Here is a 19,515-nt window from a genome sequence, read left to right on the forward strand (position 1 = left end):
GTCCTCCTCTACGCGAACCAGGAATCCAGGGCGTGGATCCCGTGGTCCTCCATCTTATCCACCACTCTCGGCCGTATCCCGGTGGGACGGAAATGTCCCAGTGCTTTTCCCGTATTGTCATAGCCCTCCAGCTGAAACTGGTAGATCGTCTGAAGTGTAACCACATCTGATTCCATACCGACCACTTCTGAAATTTCCACAATCTTTCTGCTGCCATCCTTCATTCTGGCCTGGTTCACAATAATATCAAAAGCGGAGGCTATCTGTTCCCGGATCGCCTTGACGGGCAGCTCCATACCAGCCATCAGTACCATGGTCTCCAATCTGGATATAACGTCCCGGGCAGAATTGGCATGTGCCGTTGTCATGGAACCATCGTGTCCCGTGTTCATTGCCTGAAGCATATCAAGCGTCTCGCCGGAACGGCACTCGCCAACAACGATTCGGTCCGGGCGCATACGCAGGGAGTTGCGGACCAGATCACGGATCGTGACCAGTCCCATGCCCTCTGCATTTGCCGGCCTGCTCTCCAGAGTGATCGTGTGGCGCTGGCTGAGCTCGCAGCTCAGCCGAATCTTCAATTGTCACGATCCGCTCGTCATCCGGTATATAGGCAGACAGAATATTGAGCAGGGTGGTCTTACCACTGCCGGTTCCTCCGCACACGATAATATTGGCCCTGGATCTCACGCAGGCCTCAAGGAAGTTCATCATTTGAAAGGAAGCGGATCCATATTCAATTAGATCTTCGGCCCTTAGAGGGACCTTTGAGAATTTACGGATTGTCAGGGAGGGGCCTTTTAATGAAAGAGGGGGGATGATCGCATTGACTCGTGATCCGTCAGGAAGCCTGGCATCCAGCATGGGACTTGCCTCATCACAACGCCGGCCGATCGGTCCTGCTATCTTCCCGATCAGCTCCAGTACATAGCGGTCATCCTTCAGCTTAATATCCGTCAGTTCAAGGCGCCCCTTTCGCTCCACATAAACACTATAGGGACCGTTTACCATGATCTCGCTGATCGTATCATCTCTCAAAAGCTTTTCGAGAGGGCCAAGCCCCTGTGTTTCATCGTATATCTGCTGAATCAGCTTTTGTTTTGTCGATTTTGAAAATTCTTCTCCGCCATCCTCCACCAACTGGGTTATCACTGTTTTAATATCAACCATTTTTTCATCCGGTGACGAAGTGTTCGCCCGCTTCACCAACGTCATGTGGATTTTATCTTTAAACTCTTCGTATTCATCGTAGTATTCTATGGTTTCCGGCTGCACATCCTTTTCCTGTGCCGCCTTTACGAGCTTCGCCCGCTCCAGTCGCTCTAAAAGGCTCATGTTTTACCCCGCTTTGTAAGTTTTCTCCGCGTACGCCTTCCTGCTTTCTTTTTTCCGCCTGCCGAAGGAACGGCCCCTTCCAGCATGGCGCTAAGACGTGCTACCCCCAGCGTATAAGGGCTTTTAGGCGCACACATAACGACAGGCTTTCCCTGGTTGAGCGCTGAGGTCGTAGATTTTTCATCATACGGCAGTACCGTATCCACTTTTCTTCCCAGGACCCGCTCCACATCAGAGATGGAAATGGATTTGGAAGGAGTCTCCTTAAGCACCAGGCGTACCTTCTGCTCCATATTGAGGGAATTCAAAAGAAGCAGCGCTTTTTTTGTGTTTTTCAGGTTGCAGATCTGTGGCTGAGCAACCATCATAACTGTCGTACTGAAATCAAGGACCGACAGATTAACCTCCCCAAATCCCACTGCTCCGTCTATCACAATATAGTCATAGTAATTCCGCAGGATGCCGACTATCTTTTCGATATTTTTGCCGCTGATGGTCTCTGCATACTCAGGGCTTCTGGGTCCAAATAACACTTTTATCCCTGACTGATGGTAGTCTAAATAAGAGTTGACCGTATCCAGGGTCGGTGTTTTCTGCTCCTGCAGAAGCTCCGCCAGCGTCTGCTTGGGTTCAATTCCAAGGAACAGGCTGCTGTCCCCATACTGCATGTCAAAATCCAGCAGAACTACCTTTCGCCGTGATGCAGCCAATTTCACGGCAAGATTCACAGCAAGGGTTGTCCTGCCGATCCCGCCGCTTGCCCCTGTCACAAAAAGTACCTCTGTTTTGGGCACGGATGCGTCCTGTTCAAGCCGGTTAAAATGCCTGGAGCTCTCATTGATGCAAAGCTCCTTAAGCGTACTGACCAGCTCCTCCTTCTGCGGCATCGGAGCTATCACTCTGCGTATCCCCGCCTCCATAGCCAGCTCAAGCAGCTCCGGCTCGGCAGTATCAGATACCACAACCATGGTCACTTCCGGATACAGGATGTAAACCTGCTGACAGAACATCAAAAGCTTCCGTTCCTCCGACGCCGTGACAAGAAGCAGCCCCGGCTTGTACCTGTCTATCGCTTCCGTTCCATGTGCTAAATCCCTTATCTCACCTTTTATCTCGATCTCAGACTCACTAAAATAATAAGTAAGCCTGTCCCTCATATTATCGTCAAATCCAACTAACAGCGTCCTGATATTCATTTCCCTTACTCCTGTCCCAGTTCTTCCGGTTGGCTGGACGGCGCTGCAGACCTGCTCCTGAACCGCTCCCACTTCAACATACTGAACCGTCGAAAGCCCGTCGTCGTCCTGAGGCCTCAACAGCAGACGGATATTCCCGCCATTGACCGTTCTCGCAGTGAAGCTGTCCATTTCCACAATCAGTGCTTCCTCCGGTGTGACAGACAGTGTAACGCTGCCATACGCATCGGCGCCTGCCCCATCCCACCTTCTCAGATGGGAATCCACTGCTAAAACCTCCACTCCCTGCAGCAAATAACCGGTTGTGAGCCCTCCGGTTGCATTCAGGTTCGTTTCCAGGATATCTACTTTGTTGCCGGGGACAATCATATTGGCTATCCCCGCCTCTACCCCCACTTCCAGCGTGATCGCCCGTTTGCCCTTCTGGATCCGGTAGGCGAGCCCTACTTCATCTGCTTCAGCAGAAGAAAGGCGTCCCTTTGTAATCTGTTCTCCCGGAGCAATATCTCCTTTTGCCACATTCTTTACCACATCCCCGATCTCCGCAAATACGGAACCGGCTACAAACGCCTCTGGTATCTCTTTCACTGTCAGCATTCCTGCATCAATCACGGCACCATCCGGTATCCCAACTCTGGCCGTGACGACCGGAATCATTCTTTCCTTTGAAAGCCGTATTTCTTTGCGGCTGTTCAGCGCGGACCACACGGCAAATGTCGCGATGATGGCCGCCAGCAGGGCGATCAGTTTTGTCTTCTTCATCGGCTTGCCCTTTCTGCAATGTATTTATACCCGTTTTGAAAGAAAGACACTGCAAGATAAAGAGATTTGGTTCTCTCTACTGCAATGTCTCTCTCCTGTCATAAACAAATCCGGTTTTTACGGGGTCTGGGCTCCCCCAATTGCCTTGCCAATCTCATCAAACTTATCAGTCAGATTTTTGCCAACTCCCGTAAGCGCTGTTATTACGGCGATGGCAATCAGAACGATAATCAAACCGTACTCCACCATGCCCTGGCCGCTTTCTTCTTCCACAAACCACTTTTTCATCTCATTAAATCCTCTCATGATTCATCCTCCTGCTATTATGTTGTATTTTACTTTTATCTCAAAAGCAAAGAATCTTTTGTATTCCCGCTTATTGATTCAAAAACTGCCCTCCGCCAGGCTAAAAAATCCGGACACCGTCGTTCCGATCCTCTTAAGCGCCACAATGGCTGCCACCGAGGCAATGATAAGAATCAAGGCATACTCCACCAGCCCCTGACCTGCCTCCTCATCCTGAATCCACTTTTTCATGTTCATCCCCGCCTCACTTCCTGTACCCAGAAGGTCATCTAAGCATCTGATAAAGCCATGGCATCAATGACCCTTCAAAAAAGGCGAACACCATACCTGCTGCAATAAATCCTCCCATGGGAAAATAGCTTTTCAGGGTTAATCTTCTTGTACAGAGACCTGCCACACAGTAAATTCCCATCGCTGCTGCCATAAACATCAGCAGATACATAAACCCCGGATATCCGCTCACAAGAGCCGCCGCCATCATAAGCTTTACGTCTCCTGCGCCGACAGCGCCTCTATTCCTTGTAATGGCAGCCGATACCATGCACAGCAGAAAACCGATCGCTGCCGCAGCCAGACTTCCTGCCGCTCCCTTTACTCCTCCTACCGCCAGATTCATCACAAGCCCGCATATCATTAAAGGAAATGTGATCTCATTTGCAATAATCCGGTAGCGGTTGTCTATATAGATGATCACCATTGCCACAGTTGACAACACTGCCAGAAACGCGGTCTGCAACGGGTTGTTCCAGTAAACCACCATGGTCCAGATCCAGATCGCTGCCAGCCCTGCTGCATAAAGCCAGCTTCTCCACTCCGGAAACAGATAAGACGGATAAGCTTTTCCTTTTTTAGCTTCTTTGTACTTGATCAGGCATAAACTCATCTGTGGCATCCTCTTACCAACAACCAAACCTGCTGTTCCCGCGACGATGCACCCCAAAATCAATCCTGGTGAAAAACTTTCTGCCATCGGTAAATCCCCTCTGTTTTTATCACTTCTTTATTATGGTTACATCATAGCACAAGCATAGTTACAGTTCTGTCTCACATCCGCTACAGAAGCGTGAATTATGACGTTTTTCTTAAAAAAAAAGAACGCCGAAGCGTTCTAATTTATCATATTACTGAGCATCGCATTGGTTTCCTCCGCCCACGAATACTCCGGCATATAATTATCCATAAAAGATTTCCGTATATCCCCGTTCCCTTCCATAAACTGATAATAGTCGCATTGAAACTTCTTATTGTTCGCCGCCAGATAGCTCCGGTAATAAGAACAGATATCCTGGCAGTCCGCTTCCCGGAACGTAGCACGCATTACAGAGACCGCCTTCCGGTACAGCTGCTTTACCTTGTCATCATAAACACGGCCTTCCCACAATGCTGATACCACCTGCTCCATGGAGACGTCCCCGCCCCTGGCGTTCACCAGATAAGCAAACAGTTCTTTTGCCTTGCTGTACTTAAAGAAAAGAGGGGTGCCGTCCACATATACATCAAACTTTCCAAATGTCCGCACTTCAATCCGGCTGGTCAGGTTCTGATTCCCCGCCCCAAGCTTATCCACCATAATCCCCACCCTGGTTACGGCCTGGCTGAACTCGGCAAATGAAAATGGTTTTGTTATGTAGTCCATTGCATGAAGACGATATGCAGCCAGTGCATAGTCATCATACCCCGTCACAAATATAAACTGTATATCCGGCTGCACATCCTTCATCATGGAAGCAAGCTCAATTCCATTGAGTCCCGGCATTTCAATATCCAGTATAGCCAGCTCCACGGTATTTTTGTGAACGAACTTGAGTGCTTCAAGAGAAGATAAGAACGCTCCACGGCACTCTACCCCCTCTATCCTCAAAAGATTTCTTTTGATATCCTCCAGAATATTGATTTCATCATCCACCACTATTGCAAGCATATTCTCACCCCATATCGTTATTTCTTCGGCATGTTGATCGTAACCCTGGTTCCATGGCCCAGGCTGCTCTCCATCTTTAATGTGCCTTTTACCAGGTGATGCAGTCTCATCCTAACATTTTCAAGCCCAACCCCACCGTCCTTTTGCTCCTTTTTGGAGTTTAAGATATCACACCCAATGCCATCGTCCTCCACCTCAATCACAACAACCCCGTCTTGAAGGTAAGATCTGATCACAAGCCTGCCTGGAGTTTCACGTTTACAGATACCATGTTTGATTGCATTTTCAACAACAGGTTGCAATATAAAATGAGGCATTTTAAAATCATCATATCCGATATCGTAGCTCTCCATTATTTTTCCTGGAAAACGGCTTTTCTCAATCTCTATGTAATTGCGGACAAAACCAAGAATATCTGTAAAAGAAGCCATATCTTCCTTGCCAATCGCGTTGAGCTGGACCCGGAGATATTTTGTAAAAGCTACTACAATGTCAGCCGCCTTATCCGCATCCGTATAGATGAGTGATTTAATATTGGCAAGGACGTTGTAGATGAAGTGGGGCTTGATCTGGCTTAACAGCAGCTGCGCCTTTGTAAGCTCCATTCTTTCTTTCAATACATTGTTCGTCTTGATCGTGCGGTACCACTCATCAAGAATATCCGAAATAATATTGACAGAGCTGTAGGCGCTCATGATCCCCTCACTTTGTATGTTATCATCCCCGCAGTCAAACGTTCCTGTCCCATTCCATAGATCAGCCTTCACCTGTGCCATCAGGCTGTCAAAGCTATCGCCGTTTTCTGGAAACATCGCCACACCGACGTCTGCCATCAATTCCCCGTTTTCACGATTCTCCAATATACGGCAAATCCGTTCCGCCTTTTTCCTCGCGTTTAAGTCGTCACCCACATTACGCAAAAAAAGCATCAGGTTGTAGTTATCCACCCAAACAATATCATCCGGATATATCATACGGGTAACAAGCTCCATATATTGATAAATGAGAAGCTCCATCCCTGTATTATTATCCTCATCCAGGGCGCGCATTTTTATTGCAATCATAGCGTGTCTGCTGCCTTCCGGGCCTTTTCGTATCATATGGTCCACCAGAAGCCGCGCCCTGCCGACCATCTCTCTTGATACTCCGTGCTCCTTCAGCGTTGTCTCCATCACCATTTTCAGTTTGGAACTTAAATCCCGGACGCTTCCGACCACATACATGGGAACCTTACCATCATACAGCACACTGATCAGGTTGATGCTGCACCAGTCGGCCCGCTCCTTTCCGTACTCATCATATACAAAAAACCGGATTAAAATATTGTCTTCTATATCCCCGGAAAGTATCGCATTAAACATCTTCCGCACTTTGGGGATATCATCCTTATAAATATACTGTTCAATTTTCCGAAATCCATGGCTGCTGGCTCCGACCGCACAAAACTTGGTATTCCAGTTATCTGCCAGTGTCAAATGATTGTCTTCTATATTCCACTCAAAAAGATAGCTTTCCACCAGTTCTGTCAAACGTCCGCTTTTCATCTCATTTGCCGCCGGACGCAGCGCCCGTTCCTCCAACGGCACACAGAAATATCTCAGATATTGATACCGTCTTCCTGATTCCATCACCAGCGTCTCTCCAACCAGATGAACCCACTGAAACTGGCCGTTCTCCATTTCCACACTGAAGCAGTCATTATAAGAGTCTGAGTCTTCGATATAATTATGTCCGATGGAATTTCTCACCCGTTTTCTTGCTGCGCTCCTCTGTGTTTCCCAGTTTTCTTCAGATGATCGGTTATTCAGGAACGCTTTTACTTTTTTATCCGAAAAGCAGATTTTATCATCATTGACATTCCGCACTAATAATCCGCAGGTCAGACCGCGTTCCCTAAAAAAAGCCAGGCTTCTGCGCGTCTTCTGATATACGGATATCCTGCGCTCTTTCCTTTTTTCTGCAAACCCCTTATGAATGTCCATGACGATCACAAGGCAGTCTTCACTCCCCTGCTGTGCCAATATTTTTACTTGATACCACCGAAGCCCATCCTTTCCCCGCCGAAAATACAAGCTCCTTTCCTCTCCATTGAAGACTGCTTCCCTCAAAGCCCCCAGGGAAAGAAGATGGCTGTCCATCCCCGGAAAAATATCCCGCCCGCTGTCCAGAAAATCCTCAAGCCACTGTTCATAGCAGCAAGCTCTGTCCCCATCCTGCCCAGATGCAGGCGATGCAATAGATTCTATTGTATTTTTACGAACATTCACCCTAAATACATTCTGATATGCCATCCGCTGCACCTCCAATCCGAAATACCGTACCTTGTTAAATAGTATCAGTATACCATTTCCTGTGTTCTAAAAGCGTGAAAAATGTAAGCCTGGCGACCTGTTTTTCACATATGATCCTGCCCTTGTACCTTAAAATGGCATAAACAGAGCAGGCAATCCACGAAGCTTAACCTCCGTGGCTCACCTGCTCTGTACATTTGAACTATATTCTCCTGCAGTTTCCTGCGTTTAATATGAATTAACCGATCTTCTCCAGGAGCATCTTAGCACAGTCGATCTGATTCGGGATGTTGCCGTTCTCGTCTTTGATACGCCAGATATCTGGTGTGATCTCATCCGCCACAACAACCTTTCCAGTCTCATCATAACCCAGCTCGATCTTAAAATCGATCAGGGTATAACCCATGCCAGCCAGCTCGCGTCTCAGCACTTCACCGACCTTCGTCAGAACGCCCAGAGCTTCCTCATACTGTCCCGGTGCAAGCAGCCCTTTCATCTGGCATAAACGGTCGCTGATCAGCGGATCGCCCTGCTCGTCATCCTTTAAAGTCACCTCAAGATATGGCGGGTCAAACGGGATTCCCTCCTCCAGTGTAAACCGCCTGCACATACTTCCGGCAGTGAAATAACGCAGCACAAACTCCAGCGGCGGAACCGTTACCTTGCGCACTTCCATCAGGCCCTTTTCAATATCCGCACCGATGTAATGAGTCGGGATACCGTTCTTCTCCATAAGCTCAAAGAAGTAGCTGGTTATCTTAAGTCCAACCTTTCCCTTCCCTTCAACGCTTCCCCCTACGGTATTGGAGCCGGGATCAAACACACCGTTCTCACCGGTTGCACTGTCTTTAAAAAACAGATAGACTGCACCGGTCTCGTCATCAGTAAGGACATTCTTGGTTTTGCCTTCGTACAGAACTCTCATTTTGAATCCTCCTTGTTTTCGCTTTAGCCTGTTATCTTTTGGTTTTTTGTTCTAGCCGTATGTAAGTACACACAGTTTTCAAATAAATTATTTCTGCCTGCTGCTTTCTATTGCCAAGCTATAACAAATAAAATAATTATACATAACTTTTTTGAGAAAAGCAATATGTATCATTCTTGAGTTTCCATATTTTGCAGCCATTTTCAGCCGCTATATTAACTCACCTGGCAAATTTAAAAGCTTAGTGAACTAGGGATCAAAAAAATACCCCCAATTGTATGAATCCTGGATTCTTACAATTGGGGGTATTTATCTGCATTTTCGTATAATTATTTCGCGTAGTCGGTCGCACGGGACTCGCGGATCACATTCACCTTGATCTGACCCGGATATTCCAGCTCATCCTCAATACGCTTGGAAATCTCGCGCGCCATCAAGATCATGTCGTCGTCGCTTACCTGCTCCGGAACTACCATGATCCTGACCTCTCGGCCTGCCTGAATAGCAAAAGACTTGTCTACTCCCTTGAAGGAGTTTGTGATATCTTCTAACTGCTTCAATCTGTTCGTATATGTTTCCAGAGTCTCACGCCTTGCACCGGGCCTTGCTGCGGATATGGTATCAGCAGCCTGTACAATGCATGCGATCAGGCTCTGCGGCTCAACATCGCCATGATGGGACTCAACCGAATTGATCACTATGGCAGACTCTTTGTATTTCCTGCAAAGGTCTGAACCAAGCTGAACATGGGAGCCTTCCATCTCATGGTCAATGGATTTACCGATGTCATGTAATAAACCGGCACGTTTTGCCATACGGACATCCACTCCTACCTCGGCTGCCAGAAGTCCTGACAACTGTGCTACTTCCATGGAGTGTTTCAGTGCGTTCTGTCCATAACTGGTCCTGAATTTCATCTTGCCAAGAAGCTTCACAAGCTCAGGATGGATGCCGTGGATGCCCACCTCAAGTGTGGCCGCCTCGCCGTCTTCCCGCATATTTGCTTCTACTTCTTTCTGCGCTTTCTCTACCATTTCTTCGATTCTGGCCGGATGAATCCGTCCGTCCACAATCAGACGTTCCAAAGCAATCCTTGCGACTTCCCGTCGGATCGGATCAAATCCGGACAATACTACTGCTTCCGGGGTATCGTCAATAATCAACTCAACGCCGGTCATGGTCTCCAAAGTACGGATATTCCGCCCTTCTCGTCCAATGATGCGGCCCTTCATCTCATCGTTAGGAAGCTGTACAACAGAAACGGTGGTCTCAGCCACATGATCGGCCGCACATCTCTGGATCGCGGTAACCACATAGTCCTTGGCCTTCTTGTCAGCTTCTTCTTTTGCCTTGTTTTCCAGTTCCTTAATCATCTTGGCAGTGTCATGTTTGACCTCCGCCTCAACAGATCTTAAAAGATATTCTTTTGCTTGTTCGGAGGTTAGGCCGGAGATTCTCTCCAGTTCCTGTATCCCTTTTTCGTACAATGCCTCAGTCTCGGCATTCCTTTTGTTCAGGGCTTCCTCCCGGGCTGCAAGATTCGCTTCCCGTCGTTCCATGTTTTCTGCTTTTTTGTCTAAGTTTTCTTCTTTACTCAGTACACGTCTTTCATAACGTTGAAGCTCTGCTCGTCTTTCCTTGGTCTCTTTATCCAGCTCATTCTTCGTCTTAATAGACTCTTCTTTCGCCTCCAGGAGAGCTTCACGCTTCTTTGTCTCTGCCGTCTTTAACGCTTCATCTATTATTTCCCTGGCTTTTACCTCAGCGGTCCCAATCTTGGCTTCATAAGTTTTCTGCCGATGGACGATCGCTAATCTCCAGGTAATAGGCGCCACAACGAGCAGTGTTACTACAACTGCTACTATCGTTGACACAGGAGCACCTCCTTATTTAATTTTCATTGTACACCAATACAACAGTATAATTTTAAACTGTTTTATGCATAATGTCAAGTCTATTAGCTCCCGATTCCTTTTTTGTTGGACAATATTTTCCAAGATTCAGCCATGCAGAAATATGGAAAGAATTTTGAATTTGGAAGCTTGCTTACAAAGGCAAAATCCTTTCCATATTTCTATAGGGCGGAACGCCCGTAATGAATAATTTGGCGGCCTAAATCCTCTCCCCCGGCCAATCCATCCGCCCCGCCAAATTATGAATGCATGGCGTACCCCCGCCAATCCTCCCTTGCCCCTCATGCACTTCTCCTACTCATCCTCCCGCAGCATCCTGTCCATAACCCTTCGGATCGCCTCATAAGAGAATCCTCTGCGGCAAAGCCCCGCTGTAATCTTTTTATAAACCGCCGCATCCAGCCGTTCCCCCGGCCTGCACCCCTTCTTCAGCAGATACTCCCGGATCTGGCCCTCCTCATCCACCGGCGATTCCTCCAGATACTGTTCCACCACATCACGGGCAATCCCTTTCCGCTCCAGATCAAACCGGATCTGGCGGGTGCTCTTTTTACGCGAATAAACGCGGATATACCTTTCAGCATAATCCGCGTCATCTATATAATGGTATTCCTTTAAAAAGGAGAGCGCTTCCTCTATCTCCTGCGGTCCATACTCCCGCTCCTTCAGCTTCTGCCGCATCTGCTGCTCCGTGCGGTCCCTGTACTCCAGGAGAGAGAGGGCACACTCCCTCGCAGATTTATGCTTTTTCATCGTCGCTTACCGGCTGGTCAGCGGTCTTCGCTTTCCCACTGTCGGGCGCAGCGGACTTCCCTGCCGGAGCCGCTGACGCCGCTGCTACGCTGTCGCCCTGCAGGCCATGAAGCTCGCGCACCTTCTGCTCCACCTCATCAAAGACCTCCGGATGCTCCTTTAAGTAGTTCTTGGCATTCTCCCGGCCCTGTCCGATCTTGGCGCCGTTATATGCATACCATGCGCCGCTCTTCTCGATCACGTTGTCCTTCGCCGCCAGATCCAGGATATCACCCTCACGGGAAATGCCCTGCCCAAACATGATGTCAAACTCCGCCTCTTTAAACGGCGGTGCGATCTTGTTCTTCACAACCTTGACGCGGACGTGGTTCCCAACCACCTCTCCGCCCTGCTTGATCGACTCAACACGACGTACATCCAAACGGACGGAAGCGTAAAACTTCAGCGCACGGCCGCCGGTAGTAGTCTCCGGGTTGCCGAACATAACGCCGATCTTTTCGCGCAGCTGGTTGATAAAGATCACCGAACAGTTGGACTTGCTGATGATACCAGTAAGCTTCCTTAACCCCTGTGACATCAAACGCGCCTGCAGGCCCACATGGGAATCTCCCATCTCGCCGTCGATCTCCGCCTTCGGCACCAGCGCCGCTACAGAGTCTACGATCACAATGTCCACAGCACCGGAGCGCACCATCGTCTCAGTGATCTCAAGTGCCTGCTCACCGGTATCCGGCTGGGATATGTAGAGATTGTCAATATCCACGCCGATATTCTTCGCATAAACCGGGTCTAAAGCGTGCTCTGCATCGATAAAGCCTGCGATCCCGCCCCTCTTCTGTACCTCGGCAACCATATGGAGGGCCACCGTGGTCTTACCACTGGACTCCGGGCCGTAGACCTCGATCACCCTTCCCTTCGGCACGCCGCCGAGGCCCAGGGCAATATCCAAACTGATGGAACCGGTCGGTGTAGTCTCAATATTCATATTGGCGCCGGAATCCCCCAGCCTCATGATGGAGCCCTTTCCATAGGACTTCTCTATCTGGGTAATGGCGGCATCCAATGCTTTTAACTTATCATCTTTATTCATATTATCCTCCAAACGAACAAATGTTCTTATTCTGTTCTAATCATAGTATAATCCTGGTTAATTGTCAACTTATTTTTTCCTGTAATAATCCTCTGATAATCATTGTTTAATCTCCGCTTTGTATCAGCACTCCCTCCATTCTTTAAAAACCACGCCTCTGGCTGCCATGGTCCTGTAGCTGCAATACATTCCAATCCGGGATTCTGGCGATACGCCGGATAACAGGCTGAACTGCCTTTGAACTGCAAATCCAATATATCATACCATGGAGAACGTGTCAAACTGCAAAATGGGAAAATCAGGGCCATTTTTATCAATCTTTATCAATCTTTGTCGGAGACCTTTTCTTGACAGCCATCCGCAGGGAACTTACAATAATCCTGTAATCTGGAAAGTCCGCGCGGCAGCGGGAAAGGAGGCATATTTGTGATCCATTTTCATACAGGCCATATCCGGTACATCAGACAGCTCCTTCAGGGCCTTCTGCTGATCGGTATGGTCTTTCTCATATTCTCCATGACATTCCATGTGAAGCAGATCCAGGAAACGTCCATGGTCCTGGAATACATCTCTTTCGTGCGCGGAGGTACCCAGCGTCTTGTAAAGCTCGAGATCGCGGGGTTAAAAAACACAGACCTGGAAAATTCCCTGGATGAGATCATCACCTCGCTCCAGACCGGAGGCGGCATCCATCATCTCCCAGCGCTTCCAGATGCAGGTTACTCCAACAGTCTGACCGAACTGACCGCCTGCTGGGATGACTTAAAAACAGAACTTTCTCTTGCCCGCACCCACCCTTATGAGCAGACCCGGCTTCTGGAAATGAGCGAGGAATACTTCCGGCTCGCCGATGACGCCGTCAACGCGGCGGAAACCTACTCCCAAACATGCATACGACGGGCAGGACATATCGAAACCTGGTCAATCCTCCTTACGATCGCTGTTATGCTCCTCCTTCTGCAGCAATCCTTAGAAGCCCTGCAGCTGGCCCGGTTCAACCGGGAACTGCGTCAGAAGGCGTATATGGATTTACATACGGGGCTTCCCAACAAGAGCCGCTGTGAGGAATTTTTCTCGGATCATCAGCCCTTATCCTCCCCCACCTGCTGCATCATGTTTGACTTAAATAACTTAAAAGAGGTAAATGATACGCTGGGACACATAGCCGGCGATACCATGATCCTGAATTTCGCCCACATCCTCCGTACTTCCATACCGGAGGAACATTTTGTTGGAAGATACGGCGGAGATGAATTCATCGCTATCCTCCGCGGCACTTCAGCCGCGCAGGTCCATAACATCCTGAAGGGCATTCAGGATGCGATCTCCCTTTTCAATCAGTACAGCGGCAGTATCCGCTTAAGCTATGCCTGCGGTTACGCCATGTCCGCCGCCTGCAGGCAACTGCTGCCTGACCACTCTTTTAGAGCGTGCCGACCACAATATGTATACGGACAAGCGAAAACACAAAGAAAAAGCCCCCGTGCCGTGATGGGGGCTCAGGGGTCATTCTTCTTACGGAATTCGGATTTCAAAAAAGGATTAAGGATTTAATTCTGCATCTCTTATGGCTTTAGTATAACACACCCCCTCAGAAAAAGTGTGTATATTGTTTAAATAGATTCTGAAGAAATTATTAAGATTCCACCCGTCAATGGAGCACGTTTCCCGGAATACCCTAATAGTGAAAACAGAAGAAGGATACAGGTAATTTATGTGAATCAGGCAGATATTGAGACTCATGAGGAGGAAACGGCCGGATTTACCGGGAAGGGGATCGGCGTGGCGGTCCTGGATACCGGCTGTTTTCCCCATGAGGATCTAAACAATAGAATTGCCGCTTTCTGCGACATGGTGCAGCGCCGCACGGACCCCTACGACGATAACGGCCACGGCACCCACGTCTGCGGGATCATCGGCGGAAACGGCTGCGGAAACAGCTTATACTGCGGCGTTGCCCCCCGCTGTCATCTGATCCCGGTAAAGGTCCTGGACCGGCGTGGAAATGGTTATGCCTCAGACGTCTTGTCCGGCCTCCGATGGATTCGTGAAAACCGCGATGTATACAATATCCGGATCGTAAATATTTCCGTCGGTTCTTTTTCCCGCCGGAATATGGGTGAGAACTCCGCACTGGTGCGGGGAGTCAATGAAACCTGGGATGCCGGGCTGGTGGTGGTAGTCGCAGCGGGCAATATGGGGCCCAAGACCGGCACCATCACCACTCCGGGCATCAGCCGCAAAGTCATCACTGTGGGATGCTCCGATGATCACAAGGAGGTCAATGTGATGGGCAACCGGATGATCGACTATTCCGGCCGCGGCCCCACCGGGGCCTGCATCTGTAAACCGGACATCGTAGCTCCGGGCGCCTCTATCACCAGCTGCTCCAACAAGCGCGGCGAATACACCTGCAAAAGCGGAACCAGCATGGCGACACCATTCGTATCCGGCGCGCTGGCGCTTCTCCTGGAAAAATATCCGGATATGAGCAACCGGGATGTGAAGCTTTTTCTGCGGGAGCGGGCCGTCGATATCGGACTGCCTAGAAATCAGCAGGGGTGGGGGAGGCTGGATCTGGATAGGTTGCTGCAGTAAATGGATTGGGGAGGGAGGGTACGCAACCGATGATAAGTGCGTTGGGAGAGGAATCGGGCGGGGGCGCATGGGGCGGCGGGCAGCGCTGCTGTTTGTCGTCGGCAGGAGGTACTAAGGACCTGACGGCAGAGGATCCGGTCCCCTCTCCGCCTGACGTGGTGCGTCAGACGGAGCCCCCGTCTCCTCTGCCGCCACGTCCTAAGTGCCTCCAGGCCTCCGCAATATGCAGCGCTGCTTCCGCCGCCCCATGCACCCCCGCCCGATTCCTCTCTCAGCCAGGTTGTGGATCGGTTGCTGTGTACTGGCTTTGCTGGGTGGTGGATTTGTTGGGCGGTGGCTTTGCTGGGTGGTGGTGGAATTATGCTGGTGGTTTTTGTGTTTTGGGTGATAGAGTTATTTTTTAAGAAAATTTTGAATTTTCTGAAATTAGCGCTTGACAGGGTGGGATTTCTATGATAAGATTTAGGAGTATTTTTAATAAGATTTTGATTTCGCATGTTTTTGTAAGTCATGAATTTTTATTGATTACTTACAAAAGCATGTGATTTTTTATTTTATGGGAATATAATATTATAATTTGGAGGTACCTATTATGAATAACGGTACAGTAAAGTGGTTTAACAGCACGAAGGGTTTTGGATTTATCACCAATGATGAGACTGGCGAGGAAGTGTTCGTACACTTTTCCGGCATTGCTACAGATGGCTACAAGTCTTTAGAAGACGGCCAGAGAGTAACGTTTGATACGACCCAGGGCAACCGCGGCGTTCAGGCTGTTAACGTAAAGGCTGCATAAGTCATCTTATAGAAGACCATTTGCAAAATGCTGCAAACCGGATGCGGAAGACCGCTCCGGCTTGCAGCATTTTTTATGTCACGGAAAAGTGCACTATTCGCTCAGTCTGTGGATAAACAGGCCGCTCCGCAGTTTTGGTTCAAACCAGGTGGATTTGGGCGGCATCAAAAGCCCGGCGTCTGCTACAGCAAACAGCTCCTGGATCGATGTCGGGTACATGGAAAAAGCCACTGCTGCTCCTCCATCCACTATGCGTTCCAGCTCTGCGGTGCCGCGTATGCCGCCGACAAACTGGATCCGTTTGTCAGTGCGAGGATCCCCGATACCTAAAACAGGGCCCAGCAGCAGATTCTGGAGCAGAGATACGTCCAGCCCTTCCACCGGGTCTTCGGTGGTATATTCCGGCTTGATGGTCAGACGATACCAGGCCTGATCCAGGTACATGCCTGCCTGATGTTTCTGATCCGGCCTCACAGCTCCCTCTTTTGCTTCCTCCAGGAAGAAACACTTCTTTACCTTCTCCAGAAAATCCTTTTTATCAAGTCCATTTAAATCCTTCACCACCCTGTTGTAGGGCATGATCAAAAGCTGGTCGTCCGGGAACAGTACCGACAAGAAAAAGTTGAACGGCTCCTCTCCGGTATAGTCCGGATGCTCCTGGCGGCGTTTTAAGCCCACTTTTACGGCGGATGCCGCCCTGTGATGGCCGTCTGCTATATAAACCCTGGGGATCGCCGCAAATCGCGCCTGGACACGGGCGATCTGGCCTGCATCTTCTATCCGCCATACCCTGTGGGAAACGCCGTCCTCCGCAGTAAAACCATATAAAGGCTCCGTCCCCTTTACCAGCTCCACCAGCTTATTGATCTCCGTATCAGAACGGTATGCCAAAAAGATCGGACCTGTATGCGCGTCTGTCACATCTACGTGACGGATCCGGTCCAGTTCCTTGTCTTCCCGCGTGTTCTCATGCCGGGCAATCACGCCGCTTACATAATCATCCATCGATGCGCACGCCACGATTCCGGTCTGTACCCGGCCGTCCATAGTAAGCTCATAGATGTAATAGCACTCTACCCCGTCTGCGACCAGAATCCCCTCCTGCTGCCACTTGCATAGCAGTTCCTTTGCCTTCTCATAAACCTCAGGGGCATAGGGATCCATGCCGTCATCAAACTGGGTCTCAGCCCGGTCGATCATGAGGAACGACTGTGGATTAGCTTCCACCACTTTTTTTGCCTCTTCCCGGTTGTAAACGTCATAAGGAAGTGCCGCCACGTTAGACGCCACTTCCTTATTGGGACGGATACACCGGAACGGTCTTATTTCTGCCATAAGTTTTCTCCCGTCCGTATATCAGAATTCAGGCTTACATCACCCGAACGCGCAGTACGCCCTGGATCGCATTGAGCTTCTGGATGGTCATGCTGTCCGGCTCTTTCTCAAGATCCATCAGGGTATATGCATACTTCTCACGGCTCTTATTGGTCATATCGGAAATGTTGATGCCGCCGGAAGCCAGGGTCCCGGTGATCTGACCGATCATGTTCGGCACGTTCATATGTAATACCGCCACACGGGCCGGGGTCTTCTTCACACCCATATCACAGGCCGGATAGTTGACGGAATTGCGGATATTGCCATTGTCCAGGTAATCCATGATCTCCTGGACTGCCATCTTCGCACAGTTGTCCTCGGACTCCTCAGTGGAAGCTCCCAGATGTGGGACTACGATAGCGCCCTCCATGTTGGCAGACTTCGGGTTCGGGAAGTCCGTCACATAGGTTTTGACCCTGCCGGATTTCAGCGCCTCAGCCATATCATCCTCATTGACCAGGATATCCCGGGCAAAGTTCATGATCACCACGCCATCCTTCATCTGGGCAAATGCGTCTTTGTTGATCATCCCCCTGGTGCTGTCCAGTGCCGGCACATGCACGGTAATATAGTCGCACTCCTGATAAATGGTATCCAGGCTGGTGGTATGCTTTACATCACGGGACAGCATCCACGCCGCATTGACGGAGATGAACGGATCATATCCGTACACTTCCATGCCCAGAGCCGCAGCCGCGTTGGCTACCTCTGCGCCAATCGCGCCAAGACCGATGACGCCCAGCTTCTTTCCTTTGATCTCGTTGCCTGCAAAGGCTTTTTTACCCTTCTCCACCGCCTTGGCGATGTTCGGGTCATCCTTGATGGTCCGGCACCACTCGATACCGCCGATGATATCGCGGGAAGCCAGCACCATAGCTGCGACCACCAGCTCCTTTACGGCGTTGGCATTGGCGCCCGGGGTGTTGAATACCACGATACCCTCTTCTGCACAGGCATCCAGCGGGATATTGTTCACACCGGCGCCGGCGCGTGCAATGGCAAGCAGGGAGTTCGGAAACTTCATCTCGTGGAGGGATGCGCTGCGGACCAGGATGCCGTCCGCCTCATTTACATCGTCGGTTAATACGTAATTGTCATCTAAAAGATCTGTGCCATACTTGGAAATGGCATTCATGCAATGGACTTTTCTCATGCCTGGTGCGCCTCCTCAAATTTCTTCATAAATTCAACCAGCTTTACCACGCCTTCCTCCGGCATGGAATTGTAGATGCTGGCACGCATGCCGCCTACGCTGCGATGGCCTTTTAAGTTCACGAAACCGGCAGCCGTGGCTTCCTTTATGAACAGGGCGTCTAAGTCCGCATCACCCGTCACGAACGGTACGTTCATCAGGGAACGGTCTCCCTTCACCACAGTACCCTTAAACAGCTTGCTGCTGTCCAGGAAATCATAGAGGATCTGTGCCTTCTTCTCATTGTATTCCTTCATTGCCGCCAGGCCGCCGCGCGCTTTCAGCCATTTGAATACCTTGCCGCAGATGTAGATGCCATATGCAGGCGGGGTGTTATAAAGAGACTTGGCGTCCGCGTGGATCTTGTACTGGCACATGGTCGGGGTTCCCGGAAGCACGTCTTCAGTGATCAGGTCCTCACGGATGATCACGATGACCACGCCTGCCGGTCCGATATTCTTCTGTACGCCGCCGTAGATCACACCGTATTTGGTCACATCGACCGGCTCAGACAGGAAACAGGAGGATACATCTGCCACCAGGGTTTTCCCTTTGGTGTTCGGCAGGTTCTTAAACTTCGTGCCGTAAATAGTGTTATTCTCACAGATGTACACATAATCCGCATCATCGTCGATGGGCAGGTCGGAGCAGTCCGGGATATAGCTGAAGGTTTTGTCCTCACTGGACGCAACCGCAACTGCCTTCCCATATTTCTGCGCCTCTTTAAATGCCTTTTTCGCCCACTGACCGGTAATGATATAATCAGCTACGCCGTTCTTCATCAGGTTCTGCGGAATCATGGAGAACTGTAAATGGGCGCCGCCCTGCAGGAACAGTATCTTGTAGTTATCCGGAATATTCATCAGCTCGCGAAGATCGCTCTCGGCTTCCTGGATGATCGTCTCAAACGCTTTAGATCGATGGCTCATCTCCATCACTGACATCCCGGTGCCTCTGTAATCCAGCATTTCCTCTGCGGCTTCCTTCAGGACTTCCTCCGGCAAAACGGCGGGTCCTGCGGAAAAGTTATAGACTCTCCCCATTGTTTCTTCCTCCTTGT

16 protein-coding genes and 1 pseudogene are annotated in these 19,515 nt (G+C 49.8%); 3 read left to right on the forward strand and 14 right to left on the reverse strand.

The genetic code is table 11. From position 1 onward, the window contains the following. Positions 1-8: 8 nt before the first annotated feature. From AB1I67_RS21780 to recA, 11 genes and pseudogenes are all read right to left on the reverse strand, one after another. Positions 9-1,335, reverse strand: a pseudogene (locus AB1I67_RS21780) (CpaF family protein). After that, positions 1,332-3,293 carry a Flp pilus assembly protein CpaB gene (gene cpaB / locus AB1I67_RS21785; RefSeq protein ID WP_367032421.1) on the reverse strand — a complete coding sequence of 654 codons (1,962 nt, stop codon included), beginning with the start codon at positions 3,291-3,293 and terminating at the stop codon, positions 1,332-1,334. Before cpaB ends, AB1I67_RS21780 begins: the two are co-directional and overlap by 4 nt. 117 nt (positions 3,294-3,410) lie before the next feature. Continuing rightward, positions 3,411-3,599: a Flp family type IVb pilin gene (locus AB1I67_RS21790; RefSeq protein ID WP_367032423.1), complete on the reverse strand. Its 189-nt coding sequence runs from the start codon at positions 3,597-3,599 to the stop codon at positions 3,411-3,413. Between the two features lie 78 nt (positions 3,600-3,677). After that, positions 3,678-3,830, reverse strand: a complete 153-nt coding sequence (locus AB1I67_RS21795; RefSeq protein ID WP_367032425.1) for a hypothetical protein — start codon at positions 3,828-3,830, stop codon at positions 3,678-3,680. A 34-nt stretch (positions 3,831-3,864) separates the two neighbouring features. Next, complete coding sequence (locus AB1I67_RS21800; protein WP_367032426.1) at positions 3,865-4,482, reverse strand: A24 family peptidase; 618 nt, start codon at positions 4,480-4,482, stop codon at positions 3,865-3,867. A 225-nt stretch (positions 4,483-4,707) separates the two neighbouring features. Next, the gene (locus AB1I67_RS21805) at positions 4,708-5,520 is read right to left on the reverse strand and encodes a response regulator (RefSeq protein WP_367032427.1); all 813 of its coding nucleotides are present in this window, start codon (positions 5,518-5,520) and stop codon (positions 4,708-4,710) included. Between the two features lie 17 nt (positions 5,521-5,537). Continuing rightward, positions 5,538-7,811, reverse strand: coding sequence for a histidine kinase (locus AB1I67_RS21810; protein ID WP_367032429.1), 2,274 nt, complete (start codon positions 7,809-7,811; stop codon positions 5,538-5,540). A gap of 238 nt (positions 7,812-8,049) precedes the next feature. After that, on the reverse strand, positions 8,050-8,736 hold the full coding sequence (locus AB1I67_RS21815) for a phosphoribosylaminoimidazolesuccinocarboxamide synthase (RefSeq protein WP_367032430.1): 687 nt from the start codon (positions 8,734-8,736) through the stop codon (positions 8,050-8,052). A 329-nt stretch (positions 8,737-9,065) separates the two neighbouring features. Then, positions 9,066-10,610, reverse strand: coding sequence for a ribonuclease Y (gene rny, locus AB1I67_RS21820; protein WP_367032432.1), 1,545 nt, complete (start codon positions 10,608-10,610; stop codon positions 9,066-9,068). Between the two features lie 333 nt (positions 10,611-10,943). After that, positions 10,944-11,402, reverse strand: a complete 459-nt coding sequence (locus AB1I67_RS21825) for a regulatory protein RecX (RefSeq protein WP_367032434.1) — start codon at positions 11,400-11,402, stop codon at positions 10,944-10,946. Then, positions 11,389-12,492, reverse strand: coding sequence for a recombinase RecA (gene recA, locus AB1I67_RS21830; protein WP_367032435.1), 1,104 nt, complete (start codon positions 12,490-12,492; stop codon positions 11,389-11,391). Before recA ends, AB1I67_RS21825 begins: the two co-directional genes overlap by 14 nt. Before the next feature lie 426 nt (positions 12,493-12,918). Here recA and AB1I67_RS21835 point away from each other — a divergent pair, with 426 nt between their 5' ends. From AB1I67_RS21835 to AB1I67_RS21845, 3 genes are all read left to right on the forward strand, one after another. Beyond that, positions 12,919-14,046, forward strand: a complete 1,128-nt coding sequence (locus AB1I67_RS21835) for a GGDEF domain-containing protein (RefSeq protein WP_367032437.1) — start codon at positions 12,919-12,921, stop codon at positions 14,044-14,046. A gap of 162 nt (positions 14,047-14,208) precedes the next feature. Next, complete coding sequence (locus AB1I67_RS21840; RefSeq protein WP_367032438.1) at positions 14,209-15,090, forward strand: S8 family peptidase; 882 nt, start codon at positions 14,209-14,211, stop codon at positions 15,088-15,090. 592 nt (positions 15,091-15,682) lie between these two features. Beyond that, positions 15,683-15,886: a cold-shock protein gene (locus AB1I67_RS21845; protein ID WP_367032440.1), complete on the forward strand. Its 204-nt coding sequence runs from the start codon at positions 15,683-15,685 to the stop codon at positions 15,884-15,886. A gap of 93 nt (positions 15,887-15,979) precedes the next feature. Here AB1I67_RS21845 and AB1I67_RS21850 read toward each other — a convergent pair whose 3' ends face one another. From AB1I67_RS21850 to serC, 3 genes are read right to left on the reverse strand one after another with little or no spacing between them, the layout of a single operon-like run. After that, positions 15,980-17,221, reverse strand: a complete 1,242-nt coding sequence (locus tag AB1I67_RS21850; protein ID WP_367032441.1) for a DUF1015 family protein — start codon at positions 17,219-17,221, stop codon at positions 15,980-15,982. 34 nt (positions 17,222-17,255) lie between these two features. After that, positions 17,256-18,416: a phosphoglycerate dehydrogenase gene (locus tag AB1I67_RS21855; protein WP_367032443.1), complete on the reverse strand. Its 1,161-nt coding sequence runs from the start codon at positions 18,414-18,416 to the stop codon at positions 17,256-17,258. Continuing rightward, complete coding sequence (gene serC / locus AB1I67_RS21860; RefSeq protein ID WP_367032444.1) at positions 18,413-19,498, reverse strand: 3-phosphoserine/phosphohydroxythreonine transaminase; 1,086 nt, start codon at positions 19,496-19,498, stop codon at positions 18,413-18,415. The genes AB1I67_RS21855 and serC overlap by 4 nt, the downstream gene beginning before the upstream one ends. Positions 19,499-19,515: the final 17 nt, after the last annotated feature.

It is taken from the genome of Clostridium sp. AN503 (assembly GCF_040719375.1).
In the GTDB taxonomy this organism is placed as follows: Bacteria; Bacillota; Clostridia; order Lachnospirales; family Lachnospiraceae; genus Brotaphodocola.